Source organism: Formosa sp. L2A11 (assembly GCF_009796865.1).
Taxonomy (GTDB): domain Bacteria; phylum Bacteroidota; class Bacteroidia; order Flavobacteriales; family Flavobacteriaceae; genus Formosa.
Genome location: NZ_CP047028.1, coordinates 857095 through 872185, shown reverse-complemented (window position 1 = coordinate 872185; position 15091 = coordinate 857095). Strand labels below are relative to the sequence as shown.

Annotated in this window: 11 protein-coding genes and 1 tRNA gene; 7 read left to right on the top strand and 5 right to left on the bottom strand. The window is 33.4% G+C overall.

Annotated features, from left to right (window positions below):
* Nucleotides 1–3: 3 nt before the first annotated feature.
* Nucleotides 4–2841 (bottom strand): DNA polymerase I, encoded by a 2838-nt coding sequence (gene polA / locus GQR95_RS03870; RefSeq protein ID WP_159021914.1) that lies wholly within the window; start codon nt 2839–2841, stop codon nt 4–6.
* Nucleotides 2842–3040: 199 nt separating this feature from the next.
* Between polA and GQR95_RS03865 the strand changes: the two genes are divergently transcribed.
* From GQR95_RS03865 to GQR95_RS03850, 4 genes are all read left to right on the top strand, one after another.
* The gene (locus GQR95_RS03865; RefSeq protein WP_159021913.1) at nt 3041–3649 is read left to right on the top strand and encodes a TetR/AcrR family transcriptional regulator; all 609 of its coding nucleotides are present in this window, start codon (nt 3041–3043) and stop codon (nt 3647–3649) included.
* Nucleotides 3650–3658: 9 nt separating this feature from the next.
* Nucleotides 3659–5056: an aldehyde dehydrogenase family protein gene (locus GQR95_RS03860; RefSeq protein ID WP_159021912.1), complete on the top strand. Its 1398-nt coding sequence runs from the start codon at nt 3659–3661 to the stop codon at nt 5054–5056.
* Between the two features lie 108 nt (nt 5057–5164).
* Nucleotides 5165–6400, top strand: coding sequence for a metallophosphoesterase (locus GQR95_RS03855; RefSeq protein WP_159021911.1), 1236 nt, complete (start codon nt 5165–5167; stop codon nt 6398–6400).
* Nucleotides 6401–6539: 139 nt separating this feature from the next.
* Entirely contained in the window at nt 6540–6836 is a 297-nt protein-coding gene (locus GQR95_RS03850) for a co-chaperone YbbN (protein ID WP_159021910.1), read from the top strand.
* On the opposite strand, the gene GQR95_RS03845 is transcribed toward GQR95_RS03850, so the two are convergent.
* Both GQR95_RS03845 and GQR95_RS03840 read right to left on the bottom strand, forming a co-directional pair.
* Entirely contained in the window at nt 6833–7459 is a 627-nt protein-coding gene (locus GQR95_RS03845; protein ID WP_159021909.1) for a polysaccharide deacetylase family protein, read from the bottom strand. The two genes, GQR95_RS03850 and GQR95_RS03845, sit on opposite strands and share 4 nt — an antisense overlap.
* 13 nt (nt 7460–7472) lie before the next feature.
* Nucleotides 7473–10790 (bottom strand): DUF2723 domain-containing protein, encoded by a 3318-nt coding sequence (locus GQR95_RS03840; protein WP_159021908.1) that lies wholly within the window; start codon nt 10788–10790, stop codon nt 7473–7475.
* Nucleotides 10791–10942: 152 nt separating this feature from the next.
* On the opposite strand from GQR95_RS03840, the gene GQR95_RS03835 reads away from it, so the two are divergent.
* Nucleotides 10943–11015 (top strand) — tRNA-Gln (locus GQR95_RS03835).
* Nucleotides 11016–11414: 399 nt separating this feature from the next.
* Here GQR95_RS03835 and GQR95_RS03830 read toward each other — a convergent pair.
* Both GQR95_RS03830 and GQR95_RS03825 read right to left on the bottom strand, forming a co-directional pair.
* Complete coding sequence (locus GQR95_RS03830) at nt 11415–11855, bottom strand: hypothetical protein (RefSeq protein ID WP_159021907.1); 441 nt, start codon at nt 11853–11855, stop codon at nt 11415–11417.
* A 533-nt stretch (nt 11856–12388) separates the two neighbouring features.
* Nucleotides 12389–13216, bottom strand: coding sequence for a universal stress protein (locus GQR95_RS03825; protein WP_159021906.1), 828 nt, complete (start codon nt 13214–13216; stop codon nt 12389–12391).
* Nucleotides 13217–13371: 155 nt separating this feature from the next.
* Here GQR95_RS03825 and rimP point away from each other — a divergent pair, with 155 nt between their 5' ends.
* Nucleotides 13372–13833 (top strand): ribosome assembly cofactor RimP, encoded by a 462-nt coding sequence (gene rimP / locus GQR95_RS03820; protein ID WP_159021905.1) that lies wholly within the window; start codon nt 13372–13374, stop codon nt 13831–13833.
* Nucleotides 13834–13845: 12 nt separating this feature from the next.
* Nucleotides 13846–15078: a transcription termination factor NusA gene (gene nusA / locus GQR95_RS03815; RefSeq protein ID WP_159021904.1), complete on the top strand. Its 1233-nt coding sequence runs from the start codon at nt 13846–13848 to the stop codon at nt 15076–15078.
* Nucleotides 15079–15091: the final 13 nt, after the last annotated feature.

The window sequence follows — 15091 nt, the reverse complement described above, 5'->3', positions numbered from 1 at the left end:
TAATTAATGCGCCTCCAACCAGTTATCACCAGTATCAATTTCTACATCCAACGGAACATCCATTATAAAGGCGTTTTCCATTTCAGTTTTTACTAGTGTTTTTATGGTTTCTAATTCGGGTTTATAGACATCGAACACCAATTCATCATGTACTTGCAGTAGCATTTTTGTTTTAAACTCGCCAGCGACTAATTTCTCATGAATATTAATCATGGCCAGTTTTATAATATCGGCCGCACTTCCTTGTATAGGCGCGTTTACGGCATTTCGTTCGGCCGCACCACGAACCACAGCATTTCTGGAGTTGATGTCTTTTAAATAACGACGACGCCCTAAAACGGTTTGTACATAACCATTATCGCGAGCAAAATCTATTAACTCGCTCATGTAATTTCTAAGCTTCGGATAGGTTTTGTAATAGGTATCGATAAGCTCTTTAGATTCGTTTCTAGATAAATCGGTTTGGTTGCTTAATCCGAAAGCCGACACCCCATATATAATTCCGAAGTTCACGGTTTTCGCATTGCTACGTTGTTCTCTGGTCACCTCTTCTAAAGGCACATTAAACACTTTAGCCGCGGTGGAGGCATGAATATCTTCACCGTTTTTAAACGCTTCAATCATGGTTTCCTCTTGGCTTAAAGCCGCGATAATACGAAGTTCAATCTGCGAGTAATCGGCAGCAAGTAAGGTGTACTCTTCATTTCTCGGAATAAAGGCTTTTCTAACTTGGCGACCACGTTCGGTACGGATAGGAATGTTTTGTAAATTCGGGTTATTACTACTTAAACGCCCCGTTGCAGCAACGGTTTGCATGTAATCTGTATGCACACGTCCTGTTGTTGGCTCTACTTGTAGTGGTAAGGCATCTACATAGGTGCTTTTTAGTTTTGCGAGTCCGCGATAGTCTAAAATATGCTGAATAATCTCGTGGTCTTTCGCTAAATACGATAAAATGTCTTCTGAGGTTGCAAACTGCCCAGACTTGGTTTTTTTAGGTTTATCGACTAACTTGAGTTTATTGAATAAAATTTCACCCAATTGTTTAGGCGATGCAATATTGAATTCTTCGCCAGCTTCGGTAAATATTTTGTCTTGAAGTGAAGCGATATCGTCGTTTAAAGCAATGGCTAAATCGTTTAAAAACGGAATGTCTAAGTTAATTCCTTCCAATTCCATATCGGCAAGTACGCGAAGTAAAGGTACTTCGATATCGTCGAATAATTTTTGGGTATTGGCTTCTCCTAATTCGTTTTCAAAATGTTCTTTAAGTTGCAGTGTAATATCGGCATCTTCAACTGCATATTCGGTTTGTTTATCAATAGCAACTTGTCGCATTGATAACTGATTTTTCCCTTTCTTACCAATTAGATCTACAATAGGAATTGGCGTATAATTTAAATAGGTTTCGGCTAAGACTTCCATATTGTGACGCATATCGGGATTAATAAGATAATGCGCTAACATGGTGTCGAATAATTTACCTTTTACGGTGATGTTATATTTACGAAGGACTTTAATATCGTATTTTAAATTCTGACCAATTTTTTGAATGTCTTCCGACTCAAAAAACGGACGAAGTAATTCTATTAATTCTTGAGCTTCTGTTTTGTCTTCTGGAAAAGGTACGTAAAAGCCTTTGCCAACTTCCCAAGAAAAGGATATGCCAACTAATTCTGCAGTAAGGGGATCTAAACCTGTGGTTTCTGTATCGAAACATACACTGGTTTGTTTAATTAGATTTTTTAAGAATAATTTAGTAGCCATGCCTGTTGCTACACTTTGGTAGAGGTGACTTGTGTTTCCCGCTGTTTTTCTTTGGTTGGGATCTTCTGTTGCTGTTTCTGTATCTGAAGTTGGTGCAGGATCTCCGCCAAATAAAGAAAATTGTCCAGCGCCAGCAGATGATGCTGTTGGTGCTGCTTTAGTTGTGGTTTCTGTTGTTGGCGTTTCGGTTTCTACTGTAAATATTTTTTCAAAACTATCTACAAGGCGTCTAAATTCTAAATCCTGAAAAATGCCTTTTACGGCATCTACATCTGGATGAGACATTTCAAAATCGTCTGCATCAAAATCTACAGGCACATCAAGCATAATGGTTGCTAATTTCTTAGATAACAATCCAAGCTCTTTTGCGGCTTCAACTTTCTCTTTCATTTTTCCTTTTAGCTCGTGTGTATTGTCTAAAAGGTTTTCCATACTGCCGTATTGTGCTAAGAATTTCTTGGCTGTTTTTTCTCCAACACCAGGAAGTCCAGGAATGTTATCGGCAGAATCTCCCATCATTCCAAGAAAATCAATCACTTGTTCAGGGCGTTCAATTTCAAATTTTTTCAATACTTCTGGGATGCCCCAAGTTTCGTAACCACCACCAAACACAGGGCGGTACATAAAAATGTTTTCAGAAACCAATTGTGCGAAATCCTTGTCTGGCGTTACCATAAAGGTTTTATAACCTTCAATCTCTGCTTTTTTAGCAAGCGTTCCAATCACATCATCGGCCTCAAAACCTTCCTTAACCATAATAGGAATATGCATGGCTTTTAAGATGTCGTAAATGTAAGGCACAGCTAGTTTTATGGCTTCTGGTGTCGCATCTCGATTGGCTTTGTAAGCTTCAAACATTTCTACACGATCTGCACTTCCACCTTTGTCAAAACACACGGCTAAATGGTCTGGTCGCTCGCGTTTAATAACGTCTAAAAGGGAATTAGTAAATCCTAAAATAGCCGATGTATCTAAGCCTTTAGAGTTGATTCTTGGGTTTTTTATAAAAGCATAATAGCCACGAAAAATAAGGGCATAAGCATCAACTAAAAATAGACGTTTTTGTTCTGACATGGTTTTGATTTTGAAAGAATGTCAAAACTACAAAAAAAGGCTTGGTATTCAGAATTAAAATCAAGAACGGCAATATTTGAAAGGTCGTTTTGAATGATGTGCTAAAAAATAAGATGTAAAGGGTTAAAATTATAAGAATGTAGGATGCTTAGTCTGAATTATGTATTTTTATTTTCTCACATAAATTAGAGATTGCAATATGCAGACGAGTAGGCGAGAAAGGAATAAAATGGAAAAGCGTGAGCGTATTATAAAAGCTTCGCTTAATCTCTTTTCTGAAAAGGGATTAGAAAACACGTCTATTAGCGATATTGTAGAGCGGAGTAGCATTGGTCGCGGTACATTTTATAATTATTTTAATACACCTAAAGATGTGTTTTGTGAAATTCTAGACGAATTGAATTGCAAAATTAATTTTGAAGTGAAGCAAGCTCAAGTTGGTGTTAAAACGGCTTACGATTTTTTATATGCATCCTTTAAAGCCTATTTAGATTTGGTGAGTACCGAAGACATGATGCTGTTTCATAAAAATAATCAAAATCAAATTCGGAGTATTTCTTATGGTAGCGATAGTATATTAAGTCTTGTTATTAATATGCAAGAAGACTTAAAGCGATTTCCTGAAGTGGCTTTTGCCGATAATAAATATTTTAAAATGTTTAGTTTGGTTGCTATATCTTCGGCATCAGAATTGTTTGTGTGTTTGCATCATCATTATTTTGAATCTTCTAAGGATGAAATGGCACAATTTTTAGCAAACTTGTTTGTTAATGGTCTGAGTAATTACGGACTTTCTGGAGTAAAATAAATAATAAAGATGAATCGTTTTCAAAATATTTTCAATGCCCAAAAAGCAAATCAGTTTACCGTTGGTAACGCGACGTATAAAGAACGAATTAAGAAATTAAATGCTCTAAAACAGGCTATTGAAGTCGATTTTAAAGATCAGATTCGAGAGGCTCTATATGCCGATTTTAAGAAACCTTTTCTAGAAACAGATCTTACCGAAATTTATCCTATTCTAGGTGAAATTAAATATGTAAAATCGGAATTAAAAGGCTGGATGAAGCACCAAAAAGTAACTACGCCAATGGCTTTATTGGGGGCGTCTTCTTGGTATATTCACGAGCCTAAAGGTGTATGTTTAATAATTTCGCCTTGGAATTTCCCTTTAAATCTTACTTTCGGGCCATTAGTTTCTGCCATTGCAGCTGGAAATACCGTGATTTTAAAACCTTCGGAATTAACGCCTAATATTGCTCAAGTCATGAGCGATATAATTACAAAACTGTTTTCTGAAAACGAAATTGCTTTGGTTCAAGGCGAAGTAGAAGTGTCTACTGCTTTATTAGAATTGCCTTTTAATCATATTTTTTTTACCGGTTCTCCGCAAGTTGGTAAAGTAGTTATGAAAGCAGCTGCTAAACATTTAACCTCGGTAACTTTAGAGCTGGGAGGGAAGTCGCCAACAATTATAGATAAATCTGCCAATCTTAAAGCTGCGGCGACTCGAATTGCTTGGGGTAAGTTTGTAAATAATGGGCAAACCTGTATTGCGCCGGATTATGTTTTAATACATGAAGATGTAAAAGATGAATTTATACGCGTTTTTAAGGTTGTAATAGAATCTTATTTTGGAAACGATGCATCTACATCTAATGCGTATGCTAGAATTGTAAACGATAGACATTTTAAACGTTTGCAAAATCATATAGAAAATGCAAAAACGCATAATGCTAAAATAGAACTAGGCGGAGACGTTCAAGAATTAGATAATTTTATAGCGCCTACTATTATTTCTAATTTACCAGAAGATGCTTCTTTATTGCAAGAGGAAATCTTCGGACCTATTTTACCAATAAAAACATACACCAATATGCAGGAAGCTATAGATTATATTAACTCTAAAGAGAAGCCTTTAGCTTTGTATGTGTATAGTAAAAATAAAAAGCAAACCCAATTTGTAATAGATAATACGCGAGCCGGAAGCACATGCATTAATACAAATGTCTTACAATACAGTAATCATTATTTGCCATTTGGAGGGAGTAATAATAGCGGAATTGGAAAAGCTCATGGTATTTTTGGTTTTCAAGAATTCTCGAATATGCGTTCGGTATTAAAACAACATACTAAAGGAAGTATCGAGTTTTTGTTTCCGCCGTACACCAACTTGAAACAGAAATTAGTCGATTTTACTTTAAAGTGGTTTTAGGTTATTTCGCTGTTAACTTTATCTATTATTCCTAGACAATACAGCTTTAACGTTTTACTAGGAATCATTCAAACCATAATATTTAATTTTGTGTTTTAATTCATAATTATGTTACGTTGGATTCTGTTTTTTGCATTCTATATATTCCTAGATTGGTATTCTTTTCAGTCTTTTAAAACCATAACAAAACATCGTGTTATTTATTTTGTGTATTGGTTTTTAAGTGCTTTGGTTTTAGGGAATTTTATTTATCAAATACTTCTTAACCCTAGTCATTTAAAAGTGCTTACACATGCGAAAAGCTATGCGTTTGGATTTTTGTTGGTTGTTTTGGTTCCTAAATTAATTGTATTGATTGTTTTAGGGGTAGAAGACTTGGTGCGATTTCCAAAAGGGGTATATTGTTATTTTAGAAAAGAGAAAAAAGAGTCTGGTTATTTTCCAGAACGTAGAGCGTTTATTAGTAAAGTCGCTATAGGTTTAGCTGCTATTCCGTTCGCAAGTTTGTTATATGGAATTTTTAAAGGGAAATACGATTTTAGAGTTTTAAAATATACGTTACATTTTGAAGATTTACCTGCTGCTTTTGATGGGTATAGAATTACTCAAATTAGTGACATTCACAGCGGAAGTTTCGATAATAGAGAGAAGATTGAATACGCGGTAGATTTAATTAATGAACAGGAGTCAGACACGATTTTGTTTACTGGAGATATGGTGAATAATCTTGCTTCGGAAATGATTCCGTGGAAAGAAACCTTTGGAAGATTAAAAGCTAAAGATGGAAAGTTTTCTGTTTTAGGAAATCATGATTATGGCGATTATGTAGAATGGGATTCTAAAGCTGATAAAGCTAAGAATTTAGAAGATTTAAAGACCATACAAAAAGAGATTGGTTTCGTCCTTATTTTAAACGATAGCAGGTTTCTTGAAAAAGGCGGAGAACGTATTGCACTTGTTGGTGTAGAAAACTGGGGAAGAGGTCATTTTAAAAAAGCAGGTAATTTAAGACAAGCGGTTTCTAAGATTAATGCTAACGATTTTAAAATATTAATGAGCCACGATCCTTCACATTGGGAAGATAAAGTTCTGGACGATCCGTATCATTATCACTTAACGTTAAGCGGGCATACGCATGGTATGCAGTTTGGTATTGAAATTCCTGGTTGGGTAAAATGGAGTCCTATAAAATGGCGTTATAAATATTGGGCAGGTATTTATAAGGTGAAAGGGCAATTAATAAATGTAAATCGTGGTTTTGGTTTCTTAGGTTTTCCTGGTCGTGTTGGGATTTGGCCTGAAATTACGGTTATAGAGCTTAAAAAAGGTCCAGAAAATGCATAATTTAACATAAATGTAATTATTAAATTAGAAATGCTTATTTTTATGTTACAAAACATGAGCAAAGTCCTTGTTTTATTAATCTTTTAGGTTAAAAAATAAGAAATATAACGTAACAAAAAATGCTCTAAAATATTAAAATATGTCAAAATTCGGGGATTTAATAGATGTTAATATTCCGGTATTATTAAACTTCTTTACCGAGTGGAATGAACAATCTGCAGCCATGCATCCTGTTTTACGAGATGTAGCAGCTGCTCTTGGAGATAAAGCAAAGGTGATTAAAATTGATGTTGAAAAAAACAAAGAGTTGGCTGAAGCACTTCGTGTAAAAGGTTTGCCCACATTAATTGTTTATAAGAACGGTGAAATGAAATGGCGATATAGTGGCGAACAAGATGCTAATACACTTATTGGTATTGTACAAAAGTTTCTTTAAAAAGATAATGATTTAAAATCATATCCTTTTTTGCTAAAATACTCTAATACTTTTGGGAATACATATTGCATGTTTTTTGATGCTTTTACGCTATCATGAAACACAATTATGTGTCCGTCTTTAGTGTGCTTAATTACATTTTTTAGGCACGCTTCCGCTTTTAGATTTTTATCCCAATCAAAAGAAATAATACTCCACATAACAATGCGATAACCTTGTTGCATTAATAGTTTAGCTTGCTTGTTTTTTATCTTTCCGTAAGGAGGTCTAAGTAATTTTGAAGAAATTAATTCGGCTGCTTTTTCTACATTCTGTATATAAAAATCTGTATTTGTTTTCCATCCTTTTAAATGATTAAAAGTGTGGTTTCCTATAGCGTGACCGGCTGCTTTGGTATCCTTGTATACGTCTGGATATTTTCTAACATTATCTCCAATACAAAAAAAAGTGGCTTTTGCATTATAGGTGTTTAGTGTTTTAAGAACCCAAGGTGTAATCTCTGGATGCGGACCATCGTCGAATGTGATATAGATGGTTTTTTTATCTAATAAAGGCATATTCCAAACGTAGTTTGGAAATATGCCTTTTATAAAATTAGGTGTTTTAACAGGAATTAATCCCATAATAAATTTATAATTATTCTACTGGTACCACAGTGCTGTCAGAGTTAGACTGCGTGCCTAATTCTGTGGGCTGTTGAGGTGCTTCAGTTTGTTGTTGTCTGCTTCCGCCATAAAAGTGTTCGAATAACTTTAAGTGGCTGTTAAACGTTTGCATTTCGGTTTTTGCAAATTCATCATCGTGTTGTAATAAGACATCTACTAACGATTTGTAACGTTCTATGTTTGTCACAATTTCTTCAGCAATATCATACTGTTTTTCAATTCTTAAAGTGCTGTAATAATTTAAATTTTCTTGATACTTAGCAGCAACTTCTTTAAATAAATGTCTAGCCTTTTCTTTTGCGCCTACTTCATAATAGCCGGCAATATAAGGTTCTAGAAGAGTGTAATATCCAAAGTAGTCTACAGGCATGTTTTTCATTGCAATATCTGCTACATCTTCTGCTTTGTCAAATTTATTATCGTTGATTAACTGTTCCATTAATCTGGCTAAGTTTCCTCTGTAAGAAATAGAATTTTTACGGGTTTCTGGATCATGATAAATATCTGGACTTCCGCTATTACCCCAGTCCCATTCTTTAACTTTCTTATACATTAAATCTGAGTCTACACGACCCATATCAAACGGATTATTTTTGTTTACAGGTGTTTTAATAGGAACCAATTTATAGCACATACCGTCTAGCTGAAGGTAATCCTTCATCCATAAATAATCGTCGTCACCAAAACTACCTCCAGTAAAGTAAATAGGGCGTTTCCAATCGTTATTTGCAACGATATCTAACATCAATAATCGGTTTTTCATTAAAGCACTATTATTGATTTTTAAATTGATTTTATCTACAATTTTATCAGCATCTTTTTTAGCTACAATTCCATTATCTAACACTGCTTGCTTATCTACATTTATAGTTAAGTTTTCTACAGGGAAATAATTAGAATTTTGTAGTTGTGTAGGATAATAGCTTGGATCTTCTCCTTGCATTTCTAAGATGTACTTAAATTTAGTCTTAGGATTATCGCTACCCACAAAGTTCATAAAATCTTTAAGATCCATGGTGTCTTTAGAGACTACACGTTTCATAATATAATCGCGTGTACCATAACGATATTGTTTATGTGTAAGCTGAGAAGGGATAGGATCGCTCTCGTAAGCTCTACGTTTCATTTGATCTATATACCAGTCTGTTTGGAATAAACTTGTATTTACAATACGTACATCTGTACGGTAACCTTCAATTTCTTGGGCGTACCACAAAGCAAATGTGTCGTTATCTCCAATGGTAAATAGAATGGCATTTTCTGCACAAGAGTCTAAATACATTTTGGCCATAGCGCGTGCAGTGTATTTATCTGATCTGTCGTGGTCGTTCCAGTTGTTTGCAGCCATTATTGCCGGCACAAGTATTAGGCAAGCTAAAGTAACAGCAGGAGCTAATAAAGGTGTTTTGATGTGTTTTTTTAGAGCATCGAAAATGGCATAGACTCCAAAACCAATCCAAAGTGCAAATACATAAAAAGATCCTACAACCGAGTAATCACGTTCTCTAGGTTCAAAAGGCCTAACATTGGTGTATACTTGTATGGCAACTCCTGTAAAGAGAAAGAATACAAATAGTACCCAAAACATTTTTTTGTCTTTATTAAATAGGAAGAATAAACCAATAAGTCCTAAAAGTAGCGGTAAGAAATAATAGGTGTTTCGTCCTTTGTTGTTTTTAACATCGCTTGGTAAGTTAGTTTGTGGCATGTCTAAGTGCCATTCGTCTATAAAGTTTATACCACTTAACCAGTTTCCGTGATCGTCGTAGCGTCCTTGAATGTCATCTTGTTTTCCAACGTAGTTCCACATAAAATAACGCCAGTACATATAGCCTAACTGATATTGAAACATGTATACAATGTTGCTTGCTAAAGATGGTTTTTCTATATCTAAATACTGACCAAATTGTGTTAAGAAGCTATTATAGTCATCAAAGTCTACATTGCCCTGAGCAACATCGTTTTTAAAATTTGTAACCGATGTACGCAATTGGTTTTCCATTTGGTATTCAGGTTTCAAACTAAAATCTAAAAACCCAGTAAACATCATGTAATTTTTTGCGTGTTCCGAACTCCACATTCTAGGAAAAATAGAAGCATGCTTAGAATTATAATTTTGTTTAGCGCGTTTATAATCGTTTACAATAACATACTTTCCTTGAGCCTCATCCTTTTCGTAATTAGGTTTATCGTCTACATAAGGATTGTTTTCGTCTAAACCAGCATATTGGTCTGTAAATTGTGGTCCGTAAAATAAATGTGTTTCCGGATATTGTTCTAAGTTATAATAGGCTAATAATTCACGAGCATCAGACGGGTTGTTTTCATTTACAACAACATTTGCATTTGCACGAATAGGAAGCATCATCCAAGAAGAGAATCCTATAAAAATAAATAACAAACACAATGCTAAAGTATTTAAGTGTACATATCCTTTTTGGCGTGTGTATTTTAAGGCAAAGTAAAATGCTGCTATAAGTACAATTGCTGCTATAATGGTTCCTGAGTTAAAAGGAAGTCCAATAGAATTAATAAAGAATATTTCTGAAGTACTAAAGAATTTTAGCGCATTAGGAAGTAGTAATTTAAAGATGAATAATAAAATTGCTACCGCAGCTACATTTGCTATAATAAAGTTTTTAACTGTAATGGTTTTGTAGTTCTTAAAATAATACACAAGTACAATCCCTGGAATAGTTAATAATCCCATAAAGTGAACTCCAAACGATAATCCAATTACAAAGGCAATTAAAACTAACCAACGGTTTCCGCGAGGCGTGTCCATATCTTGCTCCCAACGTAAACCTAACCAAAACATGGCGGCCATCATTAATGTAGCCATGGCGTACACTTCTGTTTCTACTGCGTTAAACCAAAATGAATCTGTGTATGTAAAAGCTAAACTTCCAACTAAACCACTACCAAGAATAGCCATGGCTTTAGATTTTGAAAGCGGATCATGTCTGGAAATAATATTTTTTAATAATAAAGTTATTGTCCAAAACATAAATAAAATAGTGAATGCACTAGCTACAGCACTCATTAAGTTTATCATGATACCGATTTGTTCAGGTTTTAAAGCAAACATGGAGAAAAAGGCTCCAAGCATTTGAAATAAAGGAGCTCCTGGTGGGTGACCCACTTGAAGTTTGGCAGAAGTTAAAATATATTCTCCAGCATCCCAGTAGCTTACTGTAGGTTCTACAGTAAGTCCGTAGGTTACTAATGCAATGGCAAAAGCGACCCAGCCTAAGATGGTATTCCACTTTTTAAAGTTGAATTGTGTCATGAAATTCAGTGTTTATTCGGTAGGGCGAATTTAATAATAAATATGTAACAGTGAAGCGTTTTATGGAAACCTTAATATTTAGATGAAAAAAAAATTAAAAAATGTTTGGATATATTATAAAATGTCCTAAATTTGCACTCTCAAATTATTGATGGCCCATGGTGTAATTGGCAACACGTTGGTTTTTGGTACCGAAGAGTCTAGGTTCGAGCCCTAGTGGGCCAACAACAAACCCCAATCTTGAAAAAGGTTGGGGTTTTGTTATTTTTATAGGTTACGTAATTTTTTCTATTGTTTTATAATCTCTTCATTGTAATTCTATCTTTACTAAAAGGAATCTTTTTTTTTAATTTCCAGATCTTAGTTTATTGACAGAGAAAAGTAGGGGCGCTTTAAATTTCCTTTTCTTAGTATATGTGATGATTCTATCTGTTTAAATATTTAATTTATATCTAAATAGTTTTACATGTGTTCGAGATTTTAAGAAAGGCTTCAGTGTTGTTTGGTTTTTTAAGGAGAGGTGTTTTTTAAGTTTTTTTATAAAAAAAGGAATTACAATTATTGATAAAATTCAATAGTGTAATTCCTTTTTTCGTTTTACTTTTTATTCCTTTTGGGAGTAATTTAAATAAAATAGTCTCTAATATAGTCTATAGATAGTATTTGAATAATAAATATAGCTAAGCCTATTAGTGTAAGTTGCCAATTTAGTTTTCTTTTTATTTTTTCAAAAGTACTGTCTGTAATATTTGCTTTGGGTTTGTTTAATTCCTGTAGGTAATAGCCGCCATTTTTTTGAAACTCTAAACCTATATGTGTTATAGATAAGTTTCCATTTTCATCTTCTGTGATGTAGCCATCTTTTAAAAGCTTCTTTTTAAAAGCTTCTTTGGTTTGGCTCTTCCATTTGTTTTTTTGCAGTGCCTTTGCAATATGATCCATGTCTATTTTTCCTGGATTTGTTTTTTTAAAAATATCTTTAAAATCAGGATCTTCAAAAGACGACAGGAGTCCTAGTATGTTGTCTGAAATTTCATTTCTTATCGGAGGAGGGGATTGTGTCATGAGGAGTAGGAGTTTTGGGGTTTTGTTTAAGCTATTGTTTTTTAGTGTTTTAATGTGTTTAATATAAGTAGGTAATATCAAATATATATAATAACTTTTATTTTATATCCTCAAATTTGTGAATATCGATAAACGGTTTTGATTAGAATTTAAATCAATCTGTGTTTTGTTTATTTGTTGTTTCATTTTTTTAGTGTAGTAATTTACTTTCAAACCACGATAAAGAGAGAGTTAAACGTTTCGTTTTATTTATAAATAGATTGCTATTTTTATCAGGCAATTTGTTCTTGTGAATAACAAGGTGATTTTCTTGTTTTTTGAATTAGAGTTGCTAAGGTCTTTGTGTTTTAATTGGTAAAGATTAATCTGTAATTAAAAAAAAAGCAGTTAGATATAAATCTCATTTCAGTTCTGGTGTGTTTTTTAGATCTATTTCTTTAAAAGGAGAATGATGCTGTCCTTATATAGGTGCAAAAAAAAAGCTTCTAAATACAGTTGTATTTAGAAGCCTTAAAATTTTAAGTTTTAATGTGTTAGATTTTAAATGTAATAACAGGTCTTACTGCGTGGTTTACTATGTCTTCACTAATACTGCCATTAAAGAAATGAGCAATACCTTGTCTACCGTGTGTGCTTATTCCAATAATATCTGCATCAATTTCTTGAGCAAAGTTTAAAATACCTTTTTCAACAGTATCGTCGTTATGGATATTTATGGTAAAGTTAGGGTAGTCAGCGTTTGCTATAAATTTTTGTATTCTTTCTTCAGACTCTTTTGTTGTAGAAAAATTATTAGGTGTATTTACAAGTAATAAGTGAATTTTAGAATTAAATTTCTTAGCAAATTTTACAGCTTGTGTGTAAGTTGCCTTACTGTCTAGGTTGAAATCTGAAGCAAATATCATGTCGTCTGCTTTAAATTCGTTCTCAGTACTTTTTATTACTAAAACAGGAATGTGAGATGTACGCACTACTTTTTCAGTGTTAGAACCAATAAATATTTCTTTAAAACCAGTAGTTCCATGAGATCCCATGATAATTAAATCAATATTTAGCTCTTTTGCATTTTCGTTAATTCCTTGAAAAGTCGAGTTTGTTTTAATAACGTGATGCACTGTAATGCCTTGTAAAAAGTCTTTTTGTAAAAGCTCGTTAAAGTTTTTGGCAGCAAGTTTCATAAAAAACAGGGCTTCTGGAATTTCACTGTAAGAAGGAGTCATTTTGTCTAACTCTCCTACAGGTAGATCAATCATGTGTAATAAATAAATTTCACAATCAAATTTTTTGGCAAATTTAGCGGCAACTTTAGTAGCATATTCTGCTTCGCCTGAAAAATCTGTTGGGACCATTATTCTTTTCATAAGTATATTTGTTTTTGTTATACGGCTATATAAAAATACGTATAAAAATTGATATTTGAAAGCTTGTGTTAATCAATAAAAAAAATGTATATTTGCACCGTTGTAAGAAAAATGAATATGCGAGGGGACAGAGTCCTCTTTTTTTATACTGAAAAATGTTTAGAACAACTGTTGAAGATTTATTAGAAAGCGCCTTGCAAGAACGAAATGATTTGTTCTTGATAAGTTTAACTATTTCCGGAGAGAATGCCGTTAAGGTAATTATTGATGGAGACGAAGGTGTGAGTGTAGAAGATTGTATGTTTATAAGTAGGGCTATAGAGTCTGAAATAGACAGAGAAGAAGAAGATTTTTCTTTAGAAGTTATGTCTGCTGGAGCAGCGTCTCCTTTATTGCAAAGCAGACAATATGCTAAAAATATAGGCAGAACACTAGAAGTTAAAACAAAAACAGATACAATAGAAGCTGTTTTGGTCGATGCTAATGATGATGAAATAGTTTTAGAATGGAAAGCTAGAGAACCTAAACCCGTTGGGAAAGGTAAAGTTACCGTTCAAAAAGAAGCAAACATTTCTTATAACGATATTGTAGAAGCTAAAGTGATGATTAAATTTTAATTCAAAAGAGTTATGGAAAATCTTGCGTTAATTGATTCTTTTTCAGAATTTAAAGACGATAAATTAATAGATCGTGTAACGTTAATGGCGATTTTAGAAGATGTTTTTAGAAACGCCTTAAAGAAAAAATTTGGAGACGATGATAATTTTGATATTATTATTAATCCAGATAAGGGCGATTTAGAAATATGGAGAAATCGTGTTGTTGTTGCCGATGGAGAAGTCGAAGAACCAAATCAAGAGATTTCATTAACTGAAGCTCGTAAAATAGAGCCTGATTTTGAAGTAGGAGAAGATGTTTCTGAAGAAGTGAAATTAATAGATTTAGGTCGTCGTGCTATTTTAGCATTACGTCAGAATTTAATTTCTAAAATTCACGAACACGATAATACAAATATCTACAAACAATTTAAAGATTTAATTGGAGATATTTATACAGCAGAAGTGCACCATATTCGTCACAGAGCTGTGATTTTGTTAGATGATGAAGGCAACGAAATCATTTTACCAAAAGAAAAACAAATTCCTTCAGACTTTTTCCGAAAAGGAGATAATGTAAGAGGGGTAATCGAAAATGTAGAATTAAAAGGAAATAAACCGGCTATTATTATGTCGCGTACATCTCCTTTATTCTTAGAAAAATTATTCGAACAAGAAATACCAGAAGTTTTTGATGGATTAATATCTGTTAAAAACGTAGTAAGAATTCCTGGTGAAAAAGCAAAAGTAGCTGTAGATTCTTACGATGATCGTATAGATCCTGTTGGTGCCTGTGTAGGTATGAAAGGGTCTAGAATTCATGGCATAGTTCGTGAATTAGGTAACGAAAATATAGACGTTATCAATTTTACAAGTAACCTTCAATTGTACATTACTAGAGCGTTAAGTCCAGCGAAAGTAACATCAATTAAAATTGATGAAGAAAACAAACGTGCAGAAGTTATTTTAAAACCTGAAGAAGTAAGTAAAGCCATAGGACGTGGTGGTCACAACATTAGATTAGCTGGTCAATTAACCGGTTATGAAATAGATGTGTTTAGAGAAGGTGCAGAAGAAGATGTTGAATTAACAGAATTCTCTGATGAAATTGATAAGTGGATTATTGATGAGTTAAGCAAAGCTGGGCTTGATACAGCAAAAAGTGTTCTTGAGCAAGATGTAATAGATTTGGTGAAAAGAACCGATTTAGAAGAAGAAACAATTAACGAAGTTATTAGAATTCTTAGAGAAGAGTTTGAAGAATAACTTATATTTGGGG

Bases quoted from the DNA above. Each gene is read 5' to 3' on its own strand.
- nusA (WP_159021904.1), top strand. From the start codon at position 13,846: ATGGAAAATCTTGCGTTAATTGATTCTTTTTCAGAATTTAAAGACGAT.
- GQR95_RS03830 (WP_159021907.1), bottom strand. From the start codon at position 11,855: ATGACACAATCCCCTCCTCCGATAAGAAATGAAATTTCAGACAACATA.
- GQR95_RS03845 (WP_159021909.1), bottom strand. From the start codon at position 7,459: ATGGGATTAATTCCTGTTAAAACACCTAATTTTATAAAAGGCATATTT.
- GQR95_RS03840 (WP_159021908.1), bottom strand. From the start codon at position 10,790: ATGACACAATTCAACTTTAAAAAGTGGAATACCATCTTAGGCTGGGTC.
- GQR95_RS03865 (WP_159021913.1), top strand. From the start codon at position 3,041: ATGCAGACGAGTAGGCGAGAAAGGAATAAAATGGAAAAGCGTGAGCGT.
- GQR95_RS03855 (WP_159021911.1), top strand. From the start codon at position 5,165: ATGTTACGTTGGATTCTGTTTTTTGCATTCTATATATTCCTAGATTGG.
- GQR95_RS03825 (WP_159021906.1), bottom strand. From the start codon at position 13,216: ATGAAAAGAATAATGGTCCCAACAGATTTTTCAGGCGAAGCAGAATAT.
- rimP (WP_159021905.1), top strand. From the start codon at position 13,372: ATGTTTAGAACAACTGTTGAAGATTTATTAGAAAGCGCCTTGCAAGAA.
- GQR95_RS03860 (WP_159021912.1), top strand. From the start codon at position 3,659: ATGAATCGTTTTCAAAATATTTTCAATGCCCAAAAAGCAAATCAGTTT.
- GQR95_RS03850 (WP_159021910.1), top strand. From the start codon at position 6,540: ATGTCAAAATTCGGGGATTTAATAGATGTTAATATTCCGGTATTATTA.
- polA (WP_159021914.1), bottom strand. From the start codon at position 2,841: ATGTCAGAACAAAAACGTCTATTTTTAGTTGATGCTTATGCCCTTATT.